28 protein-coding genes and 1 tRNA gene are annotated in these 26,270 nt (G+C 38.3%); 9 read left to right on the plus strand and 20 right to left on the minus strand.

Annotation, left to right across the window (positions count from 1 at the left end; translation table 11 throughout):
* Positions 1–307 precede the first annotated feature (307 nt).
* Positions 308–2,548: an ATP-dependent Clp protease ATP-binding subunit gene (locus AC3B5S_RS01975; RefSeq protein WP_489757317.1), complete on the plus strand. Its 2,241-nt coding sequence runs from the start codon at positions 308–310 to the stop codon at positions 2,546–2,548.
* A gap of 91 nt (positions 2,549–2,639) precedes the next feature.
* On the opposite strand, the gene AC3B5S_RS01980 is transcribed toward AC3B5S_RS01975, so the two are convergent.
* The 8 genes from AC3B5S_RS01980 to AC3B5S_RS02015 all read right to left on the minus strand — a co-directional run bounded on the left by AC3B5S_RS01980 (position 2,640) and on the right by AC3B5S_RS02015 (position 9,129).
* Positions 2,640–3,503: an aldo/keto reductase gene (locus AC3B5S_RS01980; protein ID WP_489757316.1), complete on the minus strand. Its 864-nt coding sequence runs from the start codon at positions 3,501–3,503 to the stop codon at positions 2,640–2,642.
* Between the two features lie 29 nt (positions 3,504–3,532).
* Entirely contained in the window at positions 3,533–4,537 is a 1,005-nt protein-coding gene (locus AC3B5S_RS01985) for an aldo/keto reductase (RefSeq protein ID WP_489757315.1), read from the minus strand.
* A gap of 23 nt (positions 4,538–4,560) precedes the next feature.
* On the minus strand, positions 4,561–5,091 hold the full coding sequence (locus tag AC3B5S_RS01990) for an NAD(P)H-dependent oxidoreductase (RefSeq protein ID WP_489757314.1): 531 nt from the start codon (positions 5,089–5,091) through the stop codon (positions 4,561–4,563).
* On the minus strand, positions 5,088–5,483 hold the full coding sequence (locus AC3B5S_RS01995) for a MerR family transcriptional regulator (protein ID WP_489757313.1): 396 nt from the start codon (positions 5,481–5,483) through the stop codon (positions 5,088–5,090). Before AC3B5S_RS01995 ends, AC3B5S_RS01990 begins: the two co-directional genes overlap by 4 nt.
* A gap of 102 nt (positions 5,484–5,585) precedes the next feature.
* Entirely contained in the window at positions 5,586–6,467 is an 882-nt protein-coding gene (locus AC3B5S_RS02000) for a DUF4097 family beta strand repeat-containing protein (RefSeq protein WP_489757312.1), read from the minus strand.
* Positions 6,464–7,135, minus strand: a complete 672-nt coding sequence (locus AC3B5S_RS02005) for a DUF1700 domain-containing protein (RefSeq protein ID WP_489769124.1) — start codon at positions 7,133–7,135, stop codon at positions 6,464–6,466. The genes AC3B5S_RS02000 and AC3B5S_RS02005 overlap by 4 nt, the downstream gene beginning before the upstream one ends.
* Complete coding sequence (locus AC3B5S_RS02010; RefSeq protein WP_489769125.1) at positions 7,107–7,442, minus strand: PadR family transcriptional regulator; 336 nt, start codon at positions 7,440–7,442, stop codon at positions 7,107–7,109. The genes AC3B5S_RS02005 and AC3B5S_RS02010 overlap by 29 nt, the downstream gene beginning before the upstream one ends.
* A gap of 109 nt (positions 7,443–7,551) precedes the next feature.
* Entirely contained in the window at positions 7,552–9,129 is a 1,578-nt protein-coding gene (locus AC3B5S_RS02015; RefSeq protein WP_489790018.1) for a peptide chain release factor 3, read from the minus strand.
* A gap of 416 nt (positions 9,130–9,545) precedes the next feature.
* Between AC3B5S_RS02015 and AC3B5S_RS02020 the strand changes: the two genes are divergently transcribed.
* The gene (locus tag AC3B5S_RS02020; RefSeq protein WP_489757308.1) at positions 9,546–10,007 is read left to right on the plus strand and encodes a hypothetical protein; all 462 of its coding nucleotides are present in this window, start codon (positions 9,546–9,548) and stop codon (positions 10,005–10,007) included.
* Positions 10,008–10,058: 51 nt separating this feature from the next.
* On the opposite strand, the gene AC3B5S_RS02025 is transcribed toward AC3B5S_RS02020, so the two are convergent.
* On the minus strand, positions 10,059–10,595 hold the full coding sequence (locus AC3B5S_RS02025; RefSeq protein WP_489757307.1) for a DUF402 domain-containing protein: 537 nt from the start codon (positions 10,593–10,595) through the stop codon (positions 10,059–10,061).
* 66 nt (positions 10,596–10,661) lie between these two features.
* Positions 10,662–11,441 carry a recombination regulator RecX gene (gene recX, locus AC3B5S_RS02030; RefSeq protein WP_489790019.1) on the minus strand — a complete coding sequence of 260 codons (780 nt, stop codon included), beginning with the start codon at positions 11,439–11,441 and terminating at the stop codon, positions 10,662–10,664.
* Positions 11,442–11,524: 83 nt separating this feature from the next.
* On the opposite strand from recX, the gene rlmD reads away from it, so the two are divergent.
* Genes rlmD through AC3B5S_RS02045 form a run of 3 tightly spaced genes read left to right on the plus strand, consistent with a single transcriptional unit; the run spans position 11,525 to position 13,544 of the window.
* A complete protein-coding gene (gene rlmD, locus AC3B5S_RS02035) occupies positions 11,525–12,901 on the plus strand; it encodes a 23S rRNA (uracil(1939)-C(5))-methyltransferase RlmD (RefSeq protein WP_489790020.1) in 1,377 nt (458 codons plus the stop codon).
* Positions 12,902–12,924: 23 nt separating this feature from the next.
* Positions 12,925–13,272 (plus strand): hypothetical protein, encoded by a 348-nt coding sequence (locus AC3B5S_RS02040; RefSeq protein WP_489790021.1) that lies wholly within the window; start codon positions 12,925–12,927, stop codon positions 13,270–13,272.
* On the plus strand, positions 13,269–13,544 hold the full coding sequence (locus AC3B5S_RS02045; RefSeq protein WP_489790022.1) for a hypothetical protein: 276 nt from the start codon (positions 13,269–13,271) through the stop codon (positions 13,542–13,544). Before AC3B5S_RS02040 ends, AC3B5S_RS02045 begins: the two co-directional genes overlap by 4 nt.
* A gap of 8 nt (positions 13,545–13,552) precedes the next feature.
* On the opposite strand, the gene AC3B5S_RS02050 is transcribed toward AC3B5S_RS02045, so the two are convergent.
* From AC3B5S_RS02050 to AC3B5S_RS02065, 4 genes are all read right to left on the minus strand, one after another.
* Positions 13,553–13,975 carry an OsmC family protein gene (locus AC3B5S_RS02050; RefSeq protein WP_489790023.1) on the minus strand — a complete coding sequence of 141 codons (423 nt, stop codon included), beginning with the start codon at positions 13,973–13,975 and terminating at the stop codon, positions 13,553–13,555.
* Between the two features lie 382 nt (positions 13,976–14,357).
* Positions 14,358–15,518 (minus strand): hydroxymethylglutaryl-CoA synthase, encoded by a 1,161-nt coding sequence (locus AC3B5S_RS02055; protein WP_489790024.1) that lies wholly within the window; start codon positions 15,516–15,518, stop codon positions 14,358–14,360.
* Positions 15,502–16,767, minus strand: a complete 1,266-nt coding sequence (locus tag AC3B5S_RS02060; RefSeq protein WP_489790025.1) for a hydroxymethylglutaryl-CoA reductase, degradative — start codon at positions 16,765–16,767, stop codon at positions 15,502–15,504. Before AC3B5S_RS02060 ends, AC3B5S_RS02055 begins: the two co-directional genes overlap by 17 nt.
* Entirely contained in the window at positions 16,746–17,924 is a 1,179-nt protein-coding gene (locus AC3B5S_RS02065) for a thiolase family protein (protein WP_489790026.1), read from the minus strand. Before AC3B5S_RS02065 ends, AC3B5S_RS02060 begins: the two co-directional genes overlap by 22 nt.
* A gap of 47 nt (positions 17,925–17,971) precedes the next feature.
* Between AC3B5S_RS02065 and AC3B5S_RS02070 the strand changes: the two genes are divergently transcribed.
* Complete coding sequence (locus AC3B5S_RS02070) at positions 17,972–18,268, plus strand: hypothetical protein (protein ID WP_489769134.1); 297 nt, start codon at positions 17,972–17,974, stop codon at positions 18,266–18,268.
* A gap of 131 nt (positions 18,269–18,399) precedes the next feature.
* Here AC3B5S_RS02070 and galU read toward each other — a convergent pair whose 3' ends face one another.
* From galU to map, 3 genes are read right to left on the minus strand one after another with little or no spacing between them, the layout of a single operon-like run.
* Positions 18,400–19,293 carry a UTP--glucose-1-phosphate uridylyltransferase GalU gene (gene galU, locus AC3B5S_RS02075; protein ID WP_489757294.1) on the minus strand — a complete coding sequence of 298 codons (894 nt, stop codon included), beginning with the start codon at positions 19,291–19,293 and terminating at the stop codon, positions 18,400–18,402.
* Between the two features lie 52 nt (positions 19,294–19,345).
* Complete coding sequence (locus AC3B5S_RS02080) at positions 19,346–20,299, minus strand: YihY/virulence factor BrkB family protein (protein WP_489757293.1); 954 nt, start codon at positions 20,297–20,299, stop codon at positions 19,346–19,348.
* A 12-nt stretch (positions 20,300–20,311) separates the two neighbouring features.
* Entirely contained in the window at positions 20,312–21,100 is a 789-nt protein-coding gene (gene map / locus AC3B5S_RS02085; RefSeq protein ID WP_489757292.1) for a type I methionyl aminopeptidase, read from the minus strand.
* Between the two features lie 199 nt (positions 21,101–21,299).
* Here map and AC3B5S_RS02090 point away from each other — a divergent pair, with 199 nt between their 5' ends.
* The gene (locus AC3B5S_RS02090) at positions 21,300–21,749 is read left to right on the plus strand and encodes a flavodoxin (protein WP_489757291.1); all 450 of its coding nucleotides are present in this window, start codon (positions 21,300–21,302) and stop codon (positions 21,747–21,749) included.
* Between the two features lie 22 nt (positions 21,750–21,771).
* A complete protein-coding gene (locus AC3B5S_RS02095) occupies positions 21,772–22,218 on the plus strand; it encodes a GtrA family protein (RefSeq protein ID WP_489757290.1) in 447 nt (148 codons plus the stop codon).
* 58 nt (positions 22,219–22,276) lie between these two features.
* Here the strand turns inward: AC3B5S_RS02095 and AC3B5S_RS02100 are convergent, their stop codons facing one another.
* Complete coding sequence (locus tag AC3B5S_RS02100; protein WP_489769135.1) at positions 22,277–23,632, minus strand: serine hydrolase domain-containing protein; 1,356 nt, start codon at positions 23,630–23,632, stop codon at positions 22,277–22,279.
* A gap of 120 nt (positions 23,633–23,752) precedes the next feature.
* On the opposite strand from AC3B5S_RS02100, the gene AC3B5S_RS02105 reads away from it, so the two are divergent.
* On the plus strand, positions 23,753–24,673 hold the full coding sequence (locus tag AC3B5S_RS02105) for an aldo/keto reductase (RefSeq protein WP_489774813.1): 921 nt from the start codon (positions 23,753–23,755) through the stop codon (positions 24,671–24,673).
* A gap of 100 nt (positions 24,674–24,773) precedes the next feature.
* Here the strand turns inward: AC3B5S_RS02105 and wecB are convergent, their stop codons facing one another.
* Both wecB and AC3B5S_RS02115 read right to left on the minus strand, forming a co-directional pair.
* Positions 24,774–25,925 (minus strand): non-hydrolyzing UDP-N-acetylglucosamine 2-epimerase, encoded by a 1,152-nt coding sequence (wecB, locus tag AC3B5S_RS02110; protein WP_489769137.1) that lies wholly within the window; start codon positions 25,923–25,925, stop codon positions 24,774–24,776.
* A 256-nt stretch (positions 25,926–26,181) separates the two neighbouring features.
* Positions 26,182–26,255 (minus strand) — tRNA-Arg (locus AC3B5S_RS02115).
* Between the last annotated feature and the right edge of the window lie 15 nt (positions 26,256–26,270).

Raw genomic sequence — 26,270 nt, forward strand, 5'->3', positions numbered from 1 at the left:
AAACACTCCTGAAGTAAAACTCAATAAGTACGGTTGGGACAAAGCTATTCAGAAATTGAGTACCAACTGCATCCAACATAAAGTATGAACTTTTACTTGATTGTTCGGTGTAGTTCAGCCCCAAATTCTGATTTTCAGAGCACCATAAAGAAAAAATATTTGTATTAAATATGAATATTTTCTTTATGTCTCAACTTCACTTAACAAGTGTGTTCTTTTGAAGACAATTGTGGTTTGAACTTCACGATTCAATTCAACGGTTTGAAAATTGATCTAAATTCTTCTTCAGAAAGGTGGAATGTAGTTAATGCTTTGCCAAAACTGTCATAAGAATGAAGCAACTATCCATCTCTACACTAGTGTTAATGGACAACGCGCAGAAGTAAATTTATGCCAAAGTTGTTATCAAAAGTTGCGTGAGCAACAAGCGATGGGAGGTAATTCAAATATGAATAACGATCCATTTGGCTTTGGAGATCTTAGTTCTCTATTTGGCGCCATAGATCCACAACAAGAAATGCGTCGTCAGCAACAAATGTCCGCACAAAGCCAACGTAGTGGCGGTAACAATAATAATGGAAATAGTATTTTAGCCCAATTTGGGGTCGATCTTACTGCTCAAGCGAAGGACGGGAAAATCGATCCAGTGATTGGTCGTGATAAAGAAATTGAACGTGTCATTGAAATTCTCAATCGGCGTACTAAAAATAATCCCGTTTTAATCGGTGAAGCTGGGGTTGGTAAAACTGCCGTTGTAGAAGGATTAGCCCAAAAAATTGTCGATGGCGAAGTTCCGGAAAAATTACAAGATAAACGTGTCATTCGCTTGGATGTCGTTTCTTTAGTTCAAGGAACTGGCGTGCGGGGGCAATTTGAACAACGCATGCAAGAATTGATTAAAGAATTGCAAAGTAACAAAAACATTATTCTCTTTATTGATGAAATTCACGAAATTGTCGGTGCTGGTAATGCTGAAGGTGGTATGGACGCTGGTAATGTCTTAAAGCCCGCCTTAGCACGTGGCGAATTGCAATTAGTTGGTGCGACAACTTTTAATGAATATCGGCAAATTGAAAAAGACTCTGCTTTAGCCAGACGTTTACAACCAGTCGAAGTCAATGAACCTAGTGTTGAACAGACTCTGCAAATTTTAAAAGGCATTGAACCAAAGTACGAAGCTTATCATCATGTCAAATATACCCCAGAAGCGATTAAAGCGGCAGCGGTGTTATCAGATCGTTATATTCAAGATCGTTTTCTACCTGATAAAGCTATCGATTTATTAGATGAATCTGGTTCACGAAAAAATCTTACTTTAAATCCTGTTGATCCTAAAGAAATTGAGAAAAAAATCAAAGCGGCGGAGGCTAATAAGCAAGCAGCCTTAAAACAAGAAGATTATGAAAAAGCTGCTTTTTACCGCGATCAAACCAAAAAGCTCGAAAATGTTCGTGATAATAAAACCGATACTGAAAAAGAACCCAAGGTAACTGAAAAAGATATTGAAAGTATCGTGGAAGAAAAAACTAATATCCCCGTTGGTGAATTAAAGGCGCAAGAACAAGAACAATTGCGCAACTTAACACCTGAACTTGAAGCTCATGTCATTGGTCAGGATAAAGCCGTAGAACAAGTTAGTCGGGCAATTCGCCGTAATCGAGTTGGTTTTAACAAAACGGGACGGCCAATTGGATCCTTCCTCTTTGTAGGACCGACTGGCGTTGGTAAAACCGAATTGGCTAAACAATTAGCACGCCAACTCTTTGGTAGTGAAGATTCCATGATTCGCTTTGACATGTCGGAATACATGGAAAAGCACAGCGTTTCTAAATTAATTGGTTCCCCTCCAGGGTATGTCGGTTATGAAGAAGCGGGACAATTAACTGAACAAGTCCGGCGGCATCCGTACAGTTTAATTTTATTAGATGAAATTGAAAAAGCTCATCCGGATGTTATGCATATGTTTTTACAGATCTTAGATGACGGCCGTTTGACCGATTCTCAAGGACGTACTGTCAGCTTCAAAGACACCATCATTATTATGACGTCGAATGCTGGGCAAGGTGAAAGTGAAGCCAGCGTTGGCTTTGGTGCTGAGGCCAATGGCACCACTAATTCCGTATTAGACAAATTAGGCAATTACTTTAAACCTGAATTTTTAAATCGGTTCGACGGCATTATTGAGTTTGATCCGTTATCTAAGGACAGCTTATTAAAGATTGTCAACTTAATGATTCAAGACACTAACAAAATGATTGCTGATCAAGGTTTAGATATTGAAGTTACCCAACCTGCCAAAGAAAAGATTGTGGATTTAGGTTACGATCCAGCCTTGGGTGCTCGTCCTTTACGGCGGGTCATTCAAGAACAAATTGAAGATCGTGTGGCCGACCATTATCTTGATCATCCTAAGGAAAAGCATCTTAAAGCAGTGTTAGACAATGACAACATTAAAATTGAAACTAATAATGGTGAAACTAAAAAAACTGCTGAAAATAAGACAAAGACTTCTTCCGATGATGACAATCAAGAGCAGTCGAAAAAATAAGCAGCTTTAATTATAGTTACTAAAAAAGCGAATCAGTTGAAAGATTGGTTCGCTTTTTTTACATATTTCTATATTTCAAACATTAAAGTTTTTAGAGACTGGTCAAAACTGGATGATTTAAATAATCATAAACGCGACGTACTTCACTAATTTGGTTTAAATCTAACATTTGTGGATGTTTCAAGTCCATATTGGTAATCTCTTTCATTTCTGAATCAGTTAATGTAAAGTCCCAAATATCTAAATTTTCTTGCATTCGTTTTTCATGAACCGACTTAGGAATAATAACTACGCCTCGTTGAATATTCCATCTCAAGATCACTTGCGCTGTTGACTTGTGATGCCGTGAAGCAATTGTTTGCAAACATTGCTCGTGAAAAATGTCTTGTCGACCTTCCGCAAAAGGTGCCCACGCTTCGGGTTGAATTCGTTGTTGCCTCATAAAATCAAGCTCTGCAGTTCTCTGAAATAGTGGATGCGTTTCAATCTGATTAATCATTGGTTGAATGTCAAAATTAAAACTTAAGTCCAATAAATTAGTTGTTGAAAAATTGCATACGCCAATTGCTCGGATACGGCCTTGTTGGTACAACTGCTCCATTGCTCGCCAAGAACCATAATAATCAGCTAGCGGCATATGAATTAAATATAAATCCAAATAATCTGTGCCTAATTTTTGACAAGACTTTTCAAATGCCGTTAGCGTGGCCTGATAACCCATCTCCGGAATATAGGCTTTAGTGGTCAAAAAGATCTCGTGTCGCGGAACGGAACTTTTTTGCAATGCTCGCCCCACTGCGGTTTCATTTTGATAACTACTAGCGGTGTCTAATAACCGGTAACCGGTATTCAAAGCTTTTAAAACAACTTGCTCACAGTCCTTATTAGCAACTTGAAAGACACCAAAACCTTCCTGCGGCATTTGCACACCATTAGCTAGCTCAACTGTTTTCATCTGATCACAGCTTTCTTATTTAGATACAATTATTTCTTTTCATCTAATAACACAACGCCCTCAGGGGGATTTTGATCAATCGCGCCCACAATTGGGTGCGGAACATACGGTTCTTCTAAATATTGCACATCTTCTGGGGTCAGTTGAACATCTAAAGCTTGGACGGCACTATCAAAATGCCGTGCTTTGGTAGCTCCAATAATTGGTGCTGTCACACCTTTAGCCCATTGCCAAGCAATTGCAATTTGTGCCATAGTAACCTGATATTTATCAGCTAACTCATGCACCCGTTGCACGATTTTGACATCTTCGGCTTCCATCCGATCATACTTCCCCACTGCTACCCGGTCTGTCTTGGCTCGTAAAGTATCACCTTGCCATGTGGAACGTGCCAAATGGCCGGCGGCCAACGGACTATATGGCATTAAGGATACATCATATTGTTGACAAATTGGAATCAATTCGTGTTCGTCTTCACGATATAACAGATTATAGTGGTTTTCCATAGCTTGAAATTGTGCCCAACCATGTTGTTGCGCCACTAACTGCATATTATGAAATTGATAACCATACATGGCAGAAGCACCAATTGCTCGAACCTTACCCGCAGTCACTAACTCATTTAAAGCTTCCATAGTTTCTTCAATCGGAGTCTGATAATCAAACCGGTGTACCAAATATAAATCGACATAATCTGTGCCTAGACGTTTTAACGTCCCATCAATTTCATGTTGAATGGCTGTTTTGGATAACCGCCCGGGATTAAAATAAACCTTCGAGGCAATAACAACTTGATCCCGCGCAACATTCTTTTTGAGTGCTTGACCTAAATACTCCTCACTAGTTCCTTTTGAGTAGCCATTGGCTGTGTCAAAAAAATTGACTCCTAAATCTAAAGCATGTTTAACCACTTGTTCCGTCGCCGCAGCATCCAACGTCCAATCATGCATGGTTCCTGCTTTGCCAAAACTCATGGCTCCTACACACAAGGGTGAAACTTGAATATCGGTCTTTCCAATTGTTTGATATTGCATTGTAATTAATCTCCTATTCTTATTTAACCAAAAGTGGCCAGTGGCGCTAACCGTTTGGTATGCAGATACTGATTATATTTTTGTGCTTGCTGTTGTAACTGTGCATCGCTCAAGCTAGAAGCTCCTAACGTCACAAATGGTTGCATGAATTGCATTTTGATCAAATGACAAGTTGCTTGAAACGAACGCAATAATTCATTAACGGTATATTGCACAAATTGCTCACGGCCATAATTATTAGCTCCCGGAGAAACCGCAATCACCAATTCTTTGCCAGCCAAAGCGGTGCCTTGACCACCAAAGTCACCTTGCAATACGTCACATTCCCATTGTTTCAACAATGCAGGCGCACTATACCAATACATCGGAAATTGTAAAACAATACGCTGATTGGCGGTCAACAATTGTTGCTCAGTTTTAATATCAATGTGAAAATCAGGATATAATTGATACAGATCACGTACTACAATATCCGCAGTTAAAGCCTGACTTAATTGTCGGTTCACTCGTGAAGTTGTTAAATGCGGATGAAATAATAAAACTATTGTTTTCATGATTCCTCCTGACTAAAGATGGGATACTCTTTCACTTGTCCTGTTTCGTATAAATTAATTTTATGATCCAAACGTTGAATGGACTTGTGAAGACTGACTTGTTTTTGCTGCAGTATGGCACGCTGTTGTTCCAACAAAGTTTGACGTTGTTTTAAAGTCTTGGGTCCCTGTTGCATTAAACGAACATATTCAATTAATGGCTCTACCGCCACTCCTGAATTACGCAAGCAAATGATCATTTCAATTAAATCTTGAATTATTTCCGGATAATAGCGATTACCATTGGGCTTGCGAGGAATCGGCGGCAACAAACCAATTTGTTCATAATAACGCAACGTTGCCGGCGTAATATTGTACTTTTGACTAACCGCAGTTATCGACAAATCCTTCATACCATCACCTCTAAAACTAAAATTAACTTACTTAACAAAAAAGCTAGGATTATTTTTAATCCTAGTTTCATCATATTACTTAAAGTTAACTTTAAGTCAATATTAATTTAATGTTATGTGACTATCTTGTGCTTTTAAATTTAGTTGTTCTAAATTAACTGTACTATGGTGAACCCAGTAATTTTGGATTTGCCGACCAGCAATTTTTAAGACCGTGGCGTGTCCTTTGATGCGATAATTAATAGCTGGTTGGCGCAATTGAACATTTAGATGACTATCAGCCAACTGTAAGTGCGAACTATCTTGTAAAAGTAAATCCTGCATTTTAACTCGCGAGTCCTGTAATCGACCTTGTAAATTAGCTTGCACATGTTGGGCCTGCACGCTACTATCAGCTAGCTGCCAACGCCAACTTGGTAATTGACAATTTTGAACTCGCAAATTGGAGTCCCACAATTTTGTTTGTGCTTCTTGCTGAGCTTGAACGTTTTTTAGTGTTAAGTGACTATCATGTTGCTTCACTAATAACTGTTGCAGTTTTAACTGCTGCACTTGAACGTTGGAATCGGTTGTTTGCAAGCGCAACTGCCGAAGATCATGTTTCTTGGGCACTGTCAGCACTAATTTTGGGGCCTTGGTTCCGGCTATATTAACAAAGTTAAAATTCGGTTGCTTCGTAATGACTTGCAGCTGTTGACCATTTTGTTTGATTTTCACGGGCTGTTTATAAGCACCAATTAACTGCAATTGGTAAGCTTTACCTAATTTAATTTGTACATCAGTATCGGAACTATTGAGCGCAAGCTCTTGAAATGCTGGTAATTTTCGCTTAATTTGCACTTTCTTGTTATTACTAAGAACTGTTACTTTCGCAGTTAGTGAGTGGCTAATTAAGGACTGAAAACCATTATTAGAGGCCCCAATAATTAACAAAACCAATCCTAATAAAAAGATTGCCAGACTAGTCTGATACCATTTTTTCATGATTGATCTCCTCGGTGTAATGATTTTTTTTGAAAATAATTAGTTTTCAAAAATTTTTGTCCCAAATGACGAATCAAAACTACGCCCCGATTAGTCAAATAACGCATCAACTTGATTAACAGCGGTCCTAAGCCAACTAAAATTGCTAACATCATCAACGCAATTCCGAGATAAAAGCACCCCACTGCCCAATGAGCGGTCATTAGAAGTGGTGTAATTTTGACCAGAAGGAAAACACTACTGAATAAACAAGCCAACATAACTGCAATAAAGATTACCACTAATGCAACGATTAACACTAATATTGCTAAAAAGGCGCCCACCACAAGTAAAATGGCAGGAATTCCAATGGGGGCAGCCAACATTCCTAAGACAATCCACCAAATCACATGCAAATTATGGCGCGAAGACTTTTTAGCTGCAATTGGCGCCGCTGGCTCAGTAACTGTTGGCAACAAAGGATCCGCTGCTAAGTAATAATCAGCTAAAATTTTATGGGCTAATTGTTTGGGCGTTCCCAATTCATCATCTAATTGCCAGCGTTCTTTAAAACCAGCATCTAAAATAAATTCTTGGTAAAACAAGATCACATCTTGAGCTTCATCAACTGGCAAAGCAGTTAAGTTGTTCTTCAGTTCCTCAAGATAACTTTTCACGATTGAATTCATGAGCTTCCCCCATCACCTGATTAATTTGTTGACTAAACTGTTGCCAATCAGCTTGAATCTGACCAAATAGCTCTTGCCCCGCCGCCGTTAAATGATAGTAGCGGCGGTTACGTCCCTGATAGGGCTGATCATATGTTTCCAAATAACCATTCTTTTTTAAACGTCGTAAGACGGGATAAATCGTCGATTCAGAAATATCTAAAATACCCTGTACTTGTTGTGTCAAAGCGTAGCCATACAAATCTTGGGTACGCAAAAATGATAAAACCGTACCATCTAATAATCGCGTGGGAACTTGAATTGCCATCACGCTATCTCCTTTAATGTTATATTTCATATAGTATTATATGATAAAAAAGCATCATTGACAAATGTGCCAATGATGCTTTTACAAATTTCATCCAAAAATGACTCAATTAGAGTTTCGCAGTTAATTGCACATCTGGATACTTATTTTCAAACCATTGTTCAGCAAAACGGTTTTCAAATAAGAATAAAGGTTGATCATCTAAATCTTTGACTAAAATGTTTCGACTAGAAGACATAGCCGGATCAAGTTGGTCGGGATTAATCCAGCGGGCAATCCGGGAACCAATCGGTTTCATAATCACTTCTGTGTTATATTCATTTTGCATTCGAAATTTAAAGACTTCGAATTGTAATTGCCCGACGGCACCTAAAATATAATCGCCCGTTTGGTAATTGCGGTAAAGTTGCACCGCCCCTTCTTGTACCAATTGTTGCATTCCTTTATGAAAGGACTTTTGTTTCATCACATTTTTGGGAATAACATCCATAAATAACTCCGGTGTAAATTGTGGTAAGTCTGGGTATTGCACTGCTCGTTTACCAGCATAAATGGTATCGCCAATTTGAAAATTGCCCGTATCATATAAACCAACAATGTCACCCGCAACTGCATTCTTTACTTGTTCACGCTGATCTGACATAAATTCAGTCGCATTATTTAAACGGAGTTGTTTCTGGGTTCTATTTAAAGTGACATCCATTCCCTTTTCAAATTCTCCGGAACCAATCCGGACAAACGCAATTCGATCACGATGCTTAGGATTCATATTGGCTTGAATCTTAAAGACAAAACCGGAAAATTCCGGATCATCGGCGGCAATTGTCGAATCATCAATTAATTGATGTTCACTAGGAGCTGGTGCTAATTGTAAGAATTGATCTAAAAAGGTTTGTACCCCAAAGTTGGTCAAGGCAGAACCAAAGAAAACGGGGGTTTGTTGACCTTGAGCAATCTTGACGGGGTCAAAAGCATTACCAGCTTCCTTAATCAGTCCAATTTCCTCTAAAGTCTGTTGATAAATACTATCCGTCGTCAGCGGCTGCTCTGGACTTAAATGTCCTTGATCATCTAACGGTAAAAAGCGCTCATCAGCGTTTTTGGGATGATACAATTCAATCCGATTATTACTCAAATCATATAATCCTTGTAAGGTTTTACCGCTACCCATCGGCCAATTCATCGCACAACCTTCAATATCTAAAAGGTCTTCCAATTCGCCAATTAAATCCAAGGGTTCACGACCATCCCGATCTAATTTATTCATAAAAGTAAAAATGGGAATTCCCCGTTGTTTAACCACTTTAAATAATTTCTTGGTCTGTGCTTCGATCCCCTTAGCCGAATCAATCACCATCACCGCAGCATCAACGGCCATCAAAGTCCGATAAGTATCTTCGGAAAAATCCTCATGACCAGGCGTGTCCAAAATGTTAACATGCTTGCCCTGATAATCAAATTCCATCACCGAACTAGTGACTGAAATGCCCCGCTTCTTTTCAATTTCCATCCAATCTGATGTTGCATAATTACCAGTTTTTTTACCCTTAACCGTGCCGGCAGACCGAATTACTCCACCAAATAATAACATTTGTTCCGTAATTGTGGTCTTACCAGCATCCGGATGCGAAATAATCGCAAACGTCCGTCTTTGGTTAACCGCCTGTTTTAAATCCGATTGCTTCATTTGATTACTCTCCATTAATTAATATTTATATTTAACAGCAAAGAAAAATATACTCATTAAAAGAAACTACTTTTAAAAATTAAGCGTTCCCTTATTGGATATTTAAATTGCACTTTCACACTATTATTAATGATTTTGACTACTAATTGCTGTAGTTTACATGTCATGTTCTCCTTTAAAAATAAGTTCTGACCAAAAATGCTGAACAGCTCAGTTACTAACGCCTAAAATTAGTTCTTAACTAAAAAATTTAGTCATTATTAAATCAAAGTATCTTCCTTTTAGCACGATATTCATCTAAATTTTAACCATCATTTTTTCTGCTCGCCAATTCTGACTTTGGAGTAGTTGACGTACCATTTTTTTACAACAAATGCTAAAATTAACTTTGAATCAAGAAATGAAAGGACCTCATTATGTCTAATAAAAAAGTTTTTGTAATTTACACTTTCTTATTCATTATACCTTATCTTTTATGTCTCGCTTTAATCGGCACTGGTTATGATGCACTTGTTAATCATTATAACAGTTGGTGGCGGTTAATTATATGTGCAATTATTGGTGCAATTTTAATGGTCGCGGTTAAATCAATTGCTCATCGGCCCATCAAAATTATTACCCATCAAACAACTAATCGTTCACTACGCACCATTATTAATTTTTTCAATATTGATTACAGTTTAACCAATTTTTATCTCAACTTTATTATTGATTTTATTTTAACCATTACCGCAGCTAAGTTAATCCATGTATTCTTTCAACCTTATCGCATTCAGGGTACTTTGATGGGATGGTTGATTGCCCTCTTAGTTCTCTCTTTAATTCTAGCTTCCAACCTAGAATACAGTACCTTAAGTATTGATTCTTCCCAAAAATAACGTATTAAAAAAGCAGGAAAACCTGCTTTTTTAATTTACATAGTCAATTCCTCAAGCACGATGCAATAATTCTTGATATCTTTGATACCATAAGGCAACATACCCGGGCGAAAATGGTCCTTTTTTAGTTTCAACCCAATCAATTAAAGTTTCCGTACTTTCCTTTAAGATCTGATCAATTTCTGAAGAATAACGCCACATTCGTTTATGAGCCGCATATTCATCCACATCCAATAGGCGTTTTTCACCATCCGGAAATACTTTAACATCTAAATCATAATCCACATACTTCAAAGCCTCACGGTCTAACACAAAAGGCGTTGCCAAATTACAATAGTAAGATGGACCATTTTCTCGTAACATTGTGACAATATTAAACCAATAATGTTTGTGAAAATAAACTAAAGCTGGCTCACGGGTAAACCACCGCCGATGGTCACTTTCAGTTACTAAAGTTCGGTCATTACAACCAATCAATTCATTTTCACTAGTTTTCAAAACCATTGTATCACGCCAAGTACGATGCAAATGACCATTATGCTTATAGCTCTGGATTGCTATGTAATCTCCTTCTCTTGGAACTTGCATAGTTGAACCAGCTTTCCACTTTCTCACGCAATTAAATTATATCAAACTAGGCCGTTTATGCCACAACTATTTTAAGTTTTCGAGTTGGGGACGAATTTGGTCACTTGTAAAGCCGCGCTGTAATAAAGCTGCGTATAGTTTGTTGCGCCCTTGATCTTTTGCTTGATAACGAGGCCACAATTTTTGCAGCGTCTTTTGGAGTAATTCTTGTTCTTGATCTTCATCTTTTATTTGGGGTAAATCTTGCAGAACTAATTGATTAATCTCACTACTAAATCCGGCAGCCATTAAACGCTGTAAGACCTTTTGTAAACGTCTTTTATGCGGATGTTGTTGATTTTGATGCCAACATTTTTGCGCTAATTTCGTAGCATTAATTACTTGTTGTTCAGTGGTATACAGTTCTAACGCTTGCTGAATTAAAGTCGGAGCAATGTGTTTTTGTTGCAATTTATGTTGTATTTTCTTTGGACCATCTAATGTCGTTTTAAATTCCGTTCGGACAAAACTTTCCGCATATTGTAAATCATCTAAGTAATGATTTTTTTCTAGTTTAGTAATAATCGCGGTAATCGTTGGAGTGTCAACATCTTGACGCTTTAAGTAAGTTTTAACTTCGGCAGTACTGCGTAATTGATAACTCAAATAATTTAAAGCTTGATTATAAGCGTAATCTTTTTGTTCCGATTGTTGTATTTGCTTAACCTGTTCAGGTGTTAGCATTTGATCCTTGATTAAATGAAACTTAATCAAGACATTTTCGCCTACAGCAAAAGCAAACTGGTCATCTAAAAAAATATTATAGCGTCCCGGACGTTTTTGTGCGGTAATTTTGGTAATTTTCACGAATTATTATCTCCTCTGCACCTATGCTATACTAGCTTTAATAACTTCATCATGGTCACAATTTAATTTAAAGGAAACTAATTTTGAAAGATCAAAAAGCAACTGTTCAAATAGGACAAACCATTTCAATTATTATCAAAAAAATGGGCATTAACGGCGAAGGTATCGGCTATTACCAACAAAAGTTAGTTTTTGTACCTCAAGCTTTACCCAATGAACTAATCCAATGTGAAATTACCCAAATCCAGCCTCATTTTTTACGCGGTAAATTGCTATCTTATCAAAAACCCAGCTCTTGGCGCAATTTACAGCCACCTGCTTTGTACAATCAGGTTGGCGGTTTAGAATTGGCCCATCTGAAATACTCAGCACAATTAAAATTCAAACGTTCCATCTTAAAACAAGCCTTACAGCACTTCAAACCAGCCGGCTACCAACATTATTTCTTAGCGTCAACTATTGGCATGGCTAACCCGTGGCATTATCGTAACAAAGCCCAATTTCAATTACAAGTCCAGAACGGACACGTCACCTGTGGACTCTATCAAAACCACACACATCAAGTAGTTGATTCACTTCAAATGCCGACGCAAAGTAAATTAACACTCAGTGTGTTGCAACGCTTGGTTCCTATTATTGAACAATTGAACTTACCAATTTATGATGAACAAAAACAAGCTGGAATTTTTAAAACGGTGGTCGTGCGGCAATCACACGCTCAACAAGAAGTTCAATTAACTTTAATTACACACTCCCGTAAATTTCCAAAATTAAAACAATTTTTACAATTAGTTCAGCAAGATATTCCCGAAGTCCAAGGAATTTTTCAAAATTATAATCCGAAAACTACGAGTGAAATTTGGGGTGAGGAAACCAAACTTCTTTGGGGTCAAGAATATCTGCCTGAAGTGATTAACCAACAACAATTTTTGCTGTCTCCCCGTGCTTTTCTACAATTAAATTACGAACAAACACAAAAGTTGTACCAACTGGTTCTAAAAGCCCTTAACCCTCAAGCCCATGACATTATTGTCGACGCTTACGCCGGTGTTGGTACAATTGGCCTGAGCATCGCACCTTATGTTCAACAAGTTTTAGGTAGTGAAATAATCCCTGAAGCTGTCCACGACGCCAATTTAAATGCCCAAGTTAATCACTTAACCAATGCGCATTATCAATTAGGAACCACCGCAGAATTATACCCCCAATGGTTACAGCAAGGCATTCAGCCCACTGGACTGGTTGTTGATCCTCCCAGAACTGGTTTAGAACATAGTTTAGTTCAATTGCTGGTGAAACAAGGACCTCAAAAACTGCTGTATGTTTCTTGTAATCCTTCTACCTTAGCGCGTGACTTACGTCTGTTAACTAAAAGTTACCATGTTAAAAAGATTCAACCTTTGGATATGTTTCCGCAAACCCCACATGTCGAAAGTTTAACCATTCTTCAACGCCATTAAGTTTTGTAGAAAGGACTGTTTCGATGCCACAAAATTCAGTAACTTCTCTTCAGATTACTTTTGATCGGCACGGCTGTAAACCATTCTTTAAAAAACATGCTGGTCAAAAACAAATCGTGTCACAAAAAATCGCCAACGTCCTGAGTCGCGAACTAAGTACAGGCATGACTAAGATTAAATTAGCCACAGAGCAAAAAATTGCTGGTCATCCTTGTTACGAATTGCGCCTCAATTTAGGGACCATTGGTTCCGCCCGCATCGCTTTTACAGTCTACGATAAACAAGTACAGGTGATTTTCATTACGAGTCAACTCCAAAAGGCCACCTTTACTCACGACTTAAAGCAAGTCTTAAAGGGAGTTATTTTATGAAAAGTATCCCCATTAAACAAGCTGCAACCCTAATTAAAAAAATTACCAAAACTAAACAAGCGCAAACTTTAACACTCTTGACACGCAAAAAAGACCGCTTCTTAACCATCTTAATTGCTAATCAACAGCTTACCCTCACTGAGCACGGTTATCTTAACCAGAAGGTGACTTATTCTTTAACTGACCGGCAATTAAAACACCAATTGCAAACGGCTTTTAAGCGCGAATTTCCGCGTAGCCATCAAATTTACATTTCTCAAAGTAGCAACTGAAGCTAAAGCTAATTCAGTAATTTGACAGAATAATTAGGACTGCCACTTAATAGCTTAGAAACTGGACAGCGTTTTTCAGCTTGGTCAACCATTTCCTGGGCGTGAACTTGACTAACCCCCGGAATATTGACGCGCGCTTGCACCAAAAATTCTAAACCGGTATTTGCTTTAATCATTTTCACGTGCACATTCACACTGGCACGATGCTCTAATCCTTGTTCAGACTCGATAGCTTGTAAGGTTGCATTTAAACAAGTACTTAGTGCTAAGCCCAATAACTGTTCAGGATTAGTTCCCGGAACATCACCTTTTTGTGGATCACTAACCGCTACACTAATCTCATGCGGTACATAAGCATAGCCTTGAATTCCATCTTGATTATAAATATCTGTCTCGTATAATGTGTGTGCTTTGGCAATATCTGTCAACATTTTTACATCTTCTCTTTCTACTAAAAGCTAGATAATTAAAAAGCCAAGGAAAGATTTCCCCGGCTTTTTTAGATGAGACAAGCAACTGCTCCCAATCCATTTTGACACAAAAACTTTTAACTTGCCTATTAATTCATCCAAAAGACTACTTGTAATAAATAAGAAAGTTTGATGTCTGATAAACAGGAACATCCGCATTGACCAATTTTATCTTTAGAATGAATTTGTAAAGTTTTCGACTAATTGCCGAAACTCTTACCTGATCCATTTTAAAACTATCACCTTATCGAAAGATGCACATTGCATCCTGATAGCAGTTGCAGTAAGGTTTCATCTCACCACGTCTTTATTATAGTCTGTTTTGTAACCGATTTCTACTATTTTATTGATATTTTCGTTCATGATTAACAATTTTAGCTAAACGATGGGCCGCCTGCGGATCCGAATTGGCTAAAACTTGGGTCGAGCCATCAGTCACTAAACTGTGTTGAAATTGTTGTTCATATTGTTCTATCGTTAATTGTTGCCGCTGGCGCAACAATTGTTGATGCTTCTCTATGTTTAAACCAGCGCGAAAATGTGGCTGTAAAATACCAAAAAAGAGTTCTGCTTCTGAGCCCGAACCGTAACTATATAGACCAATCGATTCTCCCGGATGTAAGCTGGTATCATTTTCTAATAAAGACAGTAAACTCAGATACAAAGAACCCGTATAAATATTGCCCACTTGTTGGCCATACATAATGCTTGCCTCAAAACGGTGGGTTAAGCGCTGATAATCCGGTTCTGAAATTTTAGAGGCCAAACTTTTTAAAGCTTTGCGTCCCATTTTGGAAAAGGGAATATGAAATAACAAGGCTGCCAAATCAGACACTGCCAATACATCACTAGTCACAAATTGTTGCCATAACTCTGTAAACATCGCGATGTAAACTTCTTCGGAGTATTTCCCCCGAGCAAAAGCTTCCGTCGAATAATTCGGGCGCCAAAAATCCCCTGTACTTTGACTCATATAAAATGACTGTTCTTCTAAAACTAAAATTTGTGGATCAGACCCCACTAACATGGCCACCGCACCAGCACCCTGGGTGACTTCGCCGGCACTTTTTAAACCATACCGAGCAATATCGCTAGCAATTACTAAGGCTTTTTTATGCGGATGTAAGCGCACAAAATCGGCTGCTAATTGCAGACCAGCAGTAGCTCCAAAACAAGCCTCTTTTATTTCTAAGGCACGTAAATTAGTTGGTAAAGCTAATACCTCTTGAACAAAGAGGGCTGAAGCTTTCGATTGATCAACGCCACTTTCCGTACCTACTATCACTAAGCCCAATTGCTGTTGGTCTTGAAGCGTCAATAACGGCTCAGCCGCATTAGCCGCCATAGAGACAATATCTTGATCTAATGGTGCTACAGCCATTTTTTGTTGGCCAATCCCAATCAAGTATTTATTGGGGTCCACTTGGCGGGCACTAGCCAAATCTTTTAAATCTAAATATTGGTTGGGTGTATAAAAATCAATCTTATCAATGCCGACTTTCATAATTTTCTCCTAAACGTAATTGTTGTAAAATCTGGCGAGCTGTTTGTAAGTTAGCCTTGGTGGGTGCTAACCGTAATTGTTTAACTACTGGTTCAACCTCTGTTGCTGTAGCCCCGGCCATCAACGCTAAACTTTTAAATTGTAAATTCATATGTCCGGCTTGAATGCCTTGTGTGACTAAAGCTCTGAGTGCCGCTAAATTTGAAGCCAACCCCACACTAGCAACAATACTCATTAACTGTCGTGCAGAAGGTTGTTGCAAAATTTTCATACTTAATTGGGCCATGGGTAAGGTCGAAATTGCACCGCCTAAACTACCTAAAGGCAACGAAATTGTAATTCGACCAACTAACAATTCATCTTGGATTTGCCAAGAAGTCCACGTTGGTCGCTGCTTAGATAATCCAGCATAACTCGCCGCATTAATACTGCGCGGATCATTACCGGTGGCTAACACTACAGCGTTAATACCGTTCATAATGCCCTTATTATGCGTTGCAGCTCGTAAAGTAGATTCTTGGGCAAACCGGGTGGCAGCGACAATTTTTTGAGCTACGACTTTACCGGTATCGTGTTTCGTCGCCAAATCAGGTAAGGCAAAAGCGGCTGTTGCCGTAACTGATTGTTGGGGGGCCTGATTAGACAAGATGGCCATTAACAAACTTAACTGTGGCAGTTGTGTGGCTAAATATTGGGCCACTGCCTCAGCCAGAGTATTGACTATATTAGCGCCCATAGCTTCACCAGGATCAACTAATAAGAGAAATTCCACAAAGTCGGCTGACACATGAACACTAACTTGTTTTAGTCCCCCGCCGTATTGTTCTAGACTAGGATGTGCGCTCAGAGCAACTTGGCGGATCATTGCTAAATGCTGGTTCAAAAAAATCTGTGGGGTTTTTAATTGTCCTTCAAACACAATTTGACCAATTAAGCCCGCGCGTTGGACTGTTGTTTGAAAACCGCCCTTTGCCAAACAACGCTTGGCGGCATTACTGGCAGCCGCAATCACTGATGGTTCTTCCGTAGCCATGGGAATCAATAACGATTGTCCATCAATCACAAAATTTTCTGCCAAACCTAGCGGCACTCCAAAAACTCCAACTTGATTTTCAATTAAATTAGTCGCGATAGCCGTTGGCAAATTAGGATAAGAATGTAATAATTCTAAATCTGCTGTCGTTAAAATTCCCGTCTGATATAATTGCTGTAAACGCTGCTTAGTTGTTAATTCATAGAATTTGACCATTGCAAATTTTCCACCTCTAATGCTATTGCTTGACCACCACCAATACACAAGGCTGCGATCCCACGATGTTGGTGAGTTCGCTGTAAATTGTGAATTAAAGTAGTTAAAATACGAGCGCCAGAAGAACCTAACGGATGTCCCAAAGCCAAAGCACCGCCAGTGATATTATATTGACTATCGGCAATTTGTAATTCTTGTCGCACTAACAAAGCTTGACTACTAAATGCTTCATTAACTTCAAACAAATCAATGTCGGCAACTGTTTGTTGTTTTTGCGCCAGTAATTTTTGAATAGCAATTACTGGGGCATAACCCATTAATTGCGGTTGGTACCCCACTTCTTGATAAGCGGTAATTTTAGCTAGTGGTTGCCATTGATTCCTACAGGCCACATTAGTAGTCGTTAAGACAAGTAAGCTAGCACCATCACTTAGCGGTGATGCATTCCCCGCTGTCACTAACCCCTCAGCCTGAAATGCGGGGGATAATTGTTGTAAAGCCGATAACGTAGTTTGCGGGCGCACGGTTTCATCGGCCGACAACCCCGTAATCGGCAAAATTTCTTCATCAAACCAACCAGCAGCTTGCGCTTGCACCGCTTTTTGTTGTGACTGTAGTGCAAATTGATCTAACTGCTGCCGCGTTAAATGATATTTTCGATTTAAATTTTCTGCTGTGATTCCCATCGGTTGCTGACTAAAAGCATCCGTCAAACCATCATTAAACAACGTATCCTGCCAATCATCGGTTGCAAAATCTTGTTTAGTCAAGCGCGCTGCCACTGCTGGTGCCTGCGACATACTTTCCACACCGCCAGCCAAAACAACTTGAGCATCATCTAACATTAATGCGCTTTGCGCTAGTCGAACTGCTTTCAGCCCTGAACCACAGACTTGATTAACAGTCATTGCCGTCCCCGTCAAATCTAACCCAGCATTTAACTGGACTTGACGCGCAATGTTTTGTCCGCTCCCCGCTGTTAAAACACTACCTAAAATCACCTGCTGAATCAGTTGGGGAGCGATCTTTTCTTTCACTAAAATCTGTTGACATAATTGGGTTGCCAATTGAACTGCTGTAAAATCTTTGAAACTACCTTGAAATTTACCGGTTGGCGTCCGATAGGCAGCAGTAATTACAATCTCATTCAAATTCAAACTTTTTACTCCTGTTAATTTATTGAATAATCATTAAGGAGGCCACAATGGACACTCAAACTTTAATAAAACTTTTGCTGGATGTGAAAACTAATTTACTAGTTTTTTATGAAGATAATCAGCATAAAACTTGGGGAATCTCTAGTATATCATCAGAATTTACTAATGAAAATCATTATTTAATATTAAATTTGCAATCTCACAATCATTCTTATCAAGTTTGGGAATTAATCACTCTGCTTAAAACCAAATCTGCTCAAGCCTTAGTTTACGTGAAATTTTCAAAAAAATATCACCAAATCTTTGGTTTAAGATTTGGTGATAAACATATTTATCTCAAGTAATACTACACTCAAAAGCCGCTTAGCAATTGAGTAATAAACTTGCCCTTTAAACTGACCAAGTCAGCTGTCACTAGAAACCAGCTACTAATAAGCACGCACAGCCAAATATCATGACCAAAAATCATAATATTTTATTTTTTATCTGCTGCTAATTGTTGGCCTAAATTAATAATATATTTGCGAAGTTCATCTTTCACTTCGGGATGATTCAACCCATATTCAATACTAGTTTTCATATAACCAAATTTATTACCAACATCAAATCGTTCGCCTGTAAATTCATGTGCAAACACCCGTTGGGTTTTATTTAAGCGATCAATCGCATCTGTTAGTTGAATTTCGTTGCCCGCACCGGGAGCCTGCGTATCCAGCATAGCAAAAATATCCGGCGTCAACAAATAACGCCCAATAATTGCTAAATTGCTTGGTGCATTTTCCACAGCGGGCTTTTCTACAAAATTATTAACCCGATATAATCCTGGCTTAACTTCGCCATCTGGATCAATCACTCCGTACTTAGAAACATCTTTTTGAGGAACCTGCATGACAGCTAAGGTCGAAGCATGCGTTTCATTATAATCATTAATTAATTGCTTGGTCAACGGTACTTGATCTTTCATTAAGTCATCACCAAGCATTACAACAAACGGTTCGTCACCTACAAAAGACTTGGCTAAGCTCACCGCATCCCCTAAACCATTAGGATATGACTGACGCGTAAAATACAAATTTACACCAATGTTGGTTGTATCTTGTACCACTTTCAATAGTTCATCTTTATGCTTAGATTTCAAATTTTGTTCTAATTCTGGTGCTGAATCAAAATGATCTTCAATGGGGCGTTTACCCTTGCCAGTAATAATTAAAATATCTTCAATTCCGGAAGCTTTGGCTTCTTCCACAATAAATTGAATCGTAGGTTTATCCACGATGGGCAACATCTCTTTTGCCATTGCCTTAGTAATGGGCAAGAATCGGGTGCCTAATCCTGCTGCTGGAATAACCGCTTTTCTAACTTTTTCCATAGATAATTGTTCCTCTCATGGTAAAATATGTTCTCATCATACAACAAAATAACTATTTATGGTGATTTTTTCGTTGTTGGTAAAACTGTTTTAAACCACCAGATTGTTCTAACTGACCTTGAAATGCTTGAAGCACAGCGGCATTAATGGCAGCCCCGATCAAAAAGATATACGCAAGAAAGTTAAGCCACAATACTAGAATAAAAAAAGTACCAATCGTGCCATAAGAATGCCAGCGACTACCAAAATATTTAATATATAACGAAAAGCCTTGTGATAATAAACTAAAACCTATTGTTGTAAACACCGTTCCTGGCCAAACATAACTAATCTTTTCGTGAGAATTCGGCAAAAAGATATAGGCGACTAGTAAGATGACGACTAAAACCAAACCGGTTACCGGCCATTTCCAATGAATAAATTCTTGTAGTAACTTCGGTCCCCATAAAACATAGGATTGCAACCAATTTAATAATTGTTGCCCAACTAAAACTGTCAGAAACAGTATTAACAAAATCACAATTAATGAAGTGGTTACCAAAATCGCTACACTTCTTAGAATAAGAAAATTTAACAATGATTTTTTTGTATAAATAGTTTGATTATCTAATCCATAAACTTGGTTAATACTTCGTTTTAAAATATTAACCACCCCTGAACTAGACCAGAGTGTTCCCAAAATACCAAATGACAGCAGCCCGTTACTTTTTTGAGTCAATAATTTAGTTAAGATTGGGTCAATAAATTTAATTAAACGCGTCGGCATTAAATTTTGGGCATATCCTAGTAACATTTGCGGATCCAAATGAAATAATGGTAACGCACTACCAACCAATGAAATTAGTGGAAAAAATGACAGTAAGCCGTAATAAACTACTGCTTTGGAAGAAAGACCAATATTGCCACTTTTAATCCGTTGCATCACTAATTGACAAAAATAAATCAATTTTTGAAACCACGTTAAATCAGAAGCAAATAAGGACTGTTTTTCTTTATCAGAAGCCAAATTATTATCCTTTTACAAATATTTTTGATCACCAATAGGATCTTGCGAAGTTAAAATTTTAGGACCATCTTTGGTAATAGCCAAGGTGTGCTCATACTGAGCTGAAGGAGTTCCATCAGCTGACACAAAATATTCCCAATTATTATCTGTAAACTTGCTGGTAATTTCCCAAGTTCCCAAGTTAACCATTGGTTCAATGGTAATAGTCATGCCTTCTTTGAGCCGTAAGCCCTTGCCTGGTTCACCATAATGGGGCACATTCGGTGCTTCGTGCATCGTCGGTTGAATCCCGTGACCAATTAAATCACGCACATCACCCATATGTTCTTGATCTTCGACATAATGTTGAATAGCGTAACCAATATCACCTAAGCGATTACCGACTTGAGCCTGATCAATTCCTAAATATAAAGCTTTTTTAGTGACTTCCATCAAATGCTTTTTTTCGGGCGAAATTTCCCCCACAGCATAACACCAGCAGGAATCACTTTGATAACCATCCAATTCAACTGTCATATCGACTTTCACAATATCGCCGTTTTTTAAAATCAAACTGTGGCGTGGTTCTGCATGCGCTACTTCATCATTCACACACACACAAGTTGCGTAACGATAGCCTTCAAAACCTTTTTCTGATGGATGCCCACCATGATCTGTAATAAATTTATCAGCAAACTTTTCAATTTCAAAACTAGAAATTCCCGGTTTGATAATGTTCCGTAAACCAATATGGGTTTGCGCCAACAAAGCACCTGACTTTCTCATACCTTCAATTTCTCTAGCTGATTTTAATGTAATCAAACAAGTTACCTCCACTCTTTCACGCTAATTTTATTATAGCTCAACGGACGAATAATTGACTAATAATTTCCTTTTTACTTTCAAACGCTCAAAAAATTTTAGAATTTTTAAACTTATTAATAAGTATCTAGCTAGTAATTTATCCAAATCAAAATTATGATATAATAGTTGCCGAGATTATGGGAATGGAGCAAGATTCGTGACAAAAGTAAAAATCGTTTATGCCAGTATGACTGGTAATGATGAAGATATGGCAGATATTTTAAGTGAAGATTTTGAAAACGCCAAGATGGAAGTGGACGTCTCAGAAATCTCCCAAACTGATGTCCAAGATTTTCAAACCGCCGATCTCTGTATTGTGGTTAGTTACACTTATTCTGATGGCTTAGAAGGTAACATTCCAGACGAAGGCCTCGACTTTTATCATGACTTACAAGAAGCCGACCTCTCAGGCAAAATCTTTGGTGTTTGTGGTTCAGGCGATACTTTTTATCAAGATTTTGCCATTGCAGTTGATCATTTTGAACAAGCATTTGAACAAGCTGGAGCCATCAAAGGCGCCACTAGTGTCAAAGTAGAGCTCGCCCCGCAGAGCGCCGATATTGCTAAATTAGACCACTTTGCCCAAACATTGATTGACCTATTCTAAGTAAGAGAAAAGAAGTTGACTCATGGATATCTATAAAAAGCATCGCGATTTTATTGTTTACACATTTTATGGTTTCTTAGCTTCTGTTATTAATGTCTTTGCTTTTCATATTTTACACAATCACTGGCGTATTAATATGTTAGTTGCCAATACTGTCGCCTGGCTGATTGCGAATGTTTTTTCTTTCATTGTTAACAAAAAAATTGTCTTTCAAAGCAGCTATCAAAATTGGAAAACTTTTATCCAAGAAAGTGGACTTTTCCTTTCGCAGCGGTTACTGTCATTAATTTTAGATAATATTTTGATGTGGATTGGCATCAGCCTGTTACAATGGAACAATTTAATTGCTAAAATGTTAGACCAAATCATCGTTGGTTTAGTCAATTATTTATCCACGCAAGCTATTTTTTTGCGAGAAAATAGCGCCATGATTCAACATCTACATCAGCGGATTCATCGTGAAAAATGAAAGCACGATCAAAAAAAAGGTGAGATAAAAGTCTCACCTTTTTTAATTACCATCATTATTACTGCCGTGAAAAAATGATCGGTTCATTTAGTGCTGTTTCTGCAAACAAAGCAATTTGTTGTTGCGTAATGTTTAATTGTACGATTTTATTCAATGGAGCAATATCAATCCAAGCTTGTCCCTTTAAATCAGTGACAATAGCAAAATCAAATTGCGCAAATTTAATATGCAACTGCCCCTGCTCTGCACACAACTCTAAGCGACCATACCCCGGATTAGCGTAGACACCTAACCACTCTGGACGACTCAAAACAACTTGTTTAGTAGCCCCAAATTGTTGTTGTAGCTGCTGCTTTTTTTGGCTAGCTTTTTGATGGTCATCTTGTAAAATCTTGTGTGTCCAATCAACTGTTGGTAATTGAGCTGCTTGATCAATTATTTGATAAGCCAAACCAAACATTGCATTTGTTGAATCTAAATTGGTGACCATGCCAAAAGCTAAATCTAATTCCGGTACAAAACCTAAAATTGCACAATAGCCAATAAAAGAACCCGTATGATAAAAATATTTATACCCGCGATAGGTTTCCATCATCATTCCAAAGCCGTAAGCACTCAATTGTGGCTGGGCATAATTGCGACTAGGTTGCATAACAATTTGTGGTTGATACATTTGCGCCGCATTATTATGTGACTGTTGTTGATAATTCTGCAATTGAAATTGCGCCCAGGTCAATAAATCTTGTGGCTTTGCTAACATACTGCTGGCCCCACCTAAATGACCAGGAGACATGAATTGCATTGGACGATAATGATTACCTTCTGGCAAATAAGCTGGAGCAATTTGTTCTAACGCTACTGCTTCATCATGTACATAAGTATTAGTTAAGTTTAAATCTGTTAATAGATGTTGTTGTAGATAAGAATAATAATCCGTTCCTAAAACCTGCTCTAACGCAAATGTTAATTCAGCAAACATTAAGTTACTGTATTGCATTTTATAGCGTAGATCAACGTTCGGTTTTAAATATGGCACTTTCGTGACTACTTGACTTAAACTCAGTGGACCATTGGTAAAGCGCATTAAATCATGTGCCGGCACTCCACTACGATGACATAACAAATCACGCCACGTTAAATGTTTAGTAGCATAATCATCATAAACTTTAAATTGCTGCCAACTATCAATAATCGGTTTATCCAAATCTAAAACGCCCTGATCAGCTAGTTGACAAATGGTGGTTGCCAGAAAACTTTTGGAAATGGAACACAGGGGAAAGACCCATTGATCATCATAATCACCGTATCCCTGAACCATCGTTTGATCATGACTCGCTATTCCGACTCCACAAGCGGGCAAGTTGAACTGTTGAATACTATTAGCTAAAGTTTCATTTAATTGTGCAAAATCCATTAAATTTTCTCCTTTTTAATCATATTATAAAGAGTTAATTTAAAAAAACAAGTTACCAAGTCAATTGGTACAAATCGAACTCGTTTCGTCGTATACTTATTTTCATCAGGAGGTTCTTCAATGAAATATTTGCAGATTAGTCCAAACTTACCACCAGTATCCACTGTAGCTTTAGGTCTTATGCGCTGGAAAGATTTATCCACGGCTCAAGCCACTGCTAATTTAATTGCTGCCCAACAATGTGGTATTAATTTCATTGATTCTGCCGATATTTATGGCAATGGTCAATCTGAACAAGTTTTCGGTAATGCTTTCACTACAGGCAATTTTCAACGCGAAGATTGGATTATTCAATCTAAGGCTGGTATTGTCCCGGGTCAACGTTATGATTTTTCAGCGCAATATTTATTGCACAGCGTCGAGCAAATTTTACAGCGCCTGCAAATCGATTATTTAGATTTGTTTATTTTACATCGCCCCGATCCACTGATGGATTTAGCAGAAGTTAATTCGGCTTTTCAACAACTACAGCAAGCCGGTAAAGTCAAAAACTTTGGCGTTTCCAACTTTAATGCCGCCCAGATTCAACTTTTACAATCAGGCTTATCTACTCCAATAGTTGTAGACCAATTGCAATTTAGCTTAGCTCATACTCAACTGATTGACTTTGGCTTACATGTTAATATGGCCAACGCTTTCGCTATTGATCGCACTGGCGGCACTTTAGAATATTGTCAACAACACCACTTGACCCTTCAAGCTTGGTCACCTTTTCAAGCTGATTTTTCGAAAGGAACTTTTATTAATAGCGCACAATTTCCGCATTTAAACCAAGTTTTAGCCCAATTGGCCCAGAAATATCAAACTAATAAAAATGCGATTGCCGCTGCTTGGATTCTACGCCATCCCGCCAAAATCCAAGTTCTCTTAGGAACTACGCAGCCCAAACATATTATCTCTAGCAGTGAATGTACTGATTTTTCATTGAGTCGTCAAGAATGGTACGATCTGTACTTGGCAGCTGGTCATGATTTACCTTAAATCAAATGCCTATTGTTAGGACTAATTTATGACTTTTAAAGTACCATGAAAAAAAGATGTTCGTATTACTGCGAACATCTTTTTTAACAAATAATTCATTTTATTTATGGTAACTAAACTCCGCTGGACGCTGCGCTAATTGTTGAAAATGATAACGAATAGCCGCACAAATGCGTTCACTCGCTAAACCATCACCATAGGGATTTTTGGCTTGAGCCATCGCTTGATAAGCTGCGGAATCATCTAACAGTTGACTCATTGCCGCTTTGACCTTTTGGGGATCAGTACCTACTAATTTCAAAGTCCCGGCTTGAACTCCCTCGGGACGCTCCGTCGTGTCACGTAAAACCAATACTGGCTTACCTAAAGCTGGGGCTTCTTCTTGAACACCGCCAGAATCGCTCATGATAAAATAAGACCGCGCAGCCAGATTATGAAAATCTAACACATCTAACGGATCAATTAAATGAATGCGTTCATGATCACCTAAAACTTCATGAGCAGCTTGTTGAACCACTGGATTTAAATGAACGGGATAGATAATTTCTACATCAGAATGACTTTGGACGACTTCTAGCATCGCTTGAAACACTCGTTTCATCGGTGCACCTTGATTTTCTCTGCGGTGCATGGTCACCAAAATCATTCGCTTATTATGGTCAACAAGATCTAAAGCGTGATGATGATAGTCACTTTGGACAGTTTGTTCCAGCGCATCAATGGCAGTATTCCCAGTGACGAAAATTTGTTCTGCTGGATGATTTTCAGTTAATAAATTAGCTTTGCTTTGCTCCGTCGGCGCAAAATACAAATCCGCCAGATCATCGGTCATTTGCCGATTCATTTCCTCAGGCCAAGGTGAATACTTATTCCAAGTACGCAACCCCGCTTCCACATGACCAATCGCCGTTTGGTGATAAAAAGCTGACATGGCAGCCGCTAACGTGGTGGTTGTATCGCCATGTACTAACACAATATCCGGCTGTTCTTGTTCAAAAACATCATCCATGTCTAGCAAGACTGAACTAGTAATTCCACTTAATGATTGCTTTTTCTTCATAATGTTCAAGTCATAATCTGGATGAATATGAAAAATATCCAAGACTGAATCTAACATTTCTCGATGTTGAGCAGTAACAACTGTGGTGGTTTGAAAGTATTGGGCTTGCTGCTGTAATTTCAAGACCAAAGGTGCCATCTTAATGGCTTCTGGACGCGTTCCAAAAACCGTCATAACCTTGATTTTTTGCAAAAGTGTTCCTCCTCAATCACCTATTTTATTTACACTAGGAGTTTTTTTATGATTTATTTAATAATTTGCGGCATATTATTATTAATTTGCGGCTTTAGTTTAGTTTTTACTTTTGATCAAATTTTACACCAACATTGGCGCTACAGCTTCTTTTTTATTTTAAGTTTAATTATTTGTGGTTTAATTTTTTATTTCTTTCAAACAAAATTTTTGAAATAAAAAAGCCGCAGATCACTAATGAACAGCGGCAACACGATGATCTCGATCGGATTCGAACCGATGACCTACTGCTTAGGAGGCAGTTGCTCTATCCAGCTGAGCCACGAGACCATGGTTTAATCTTGC

The organism is Bombilactobacillus sp. ESL1094 (assembly GCF_058107425.1).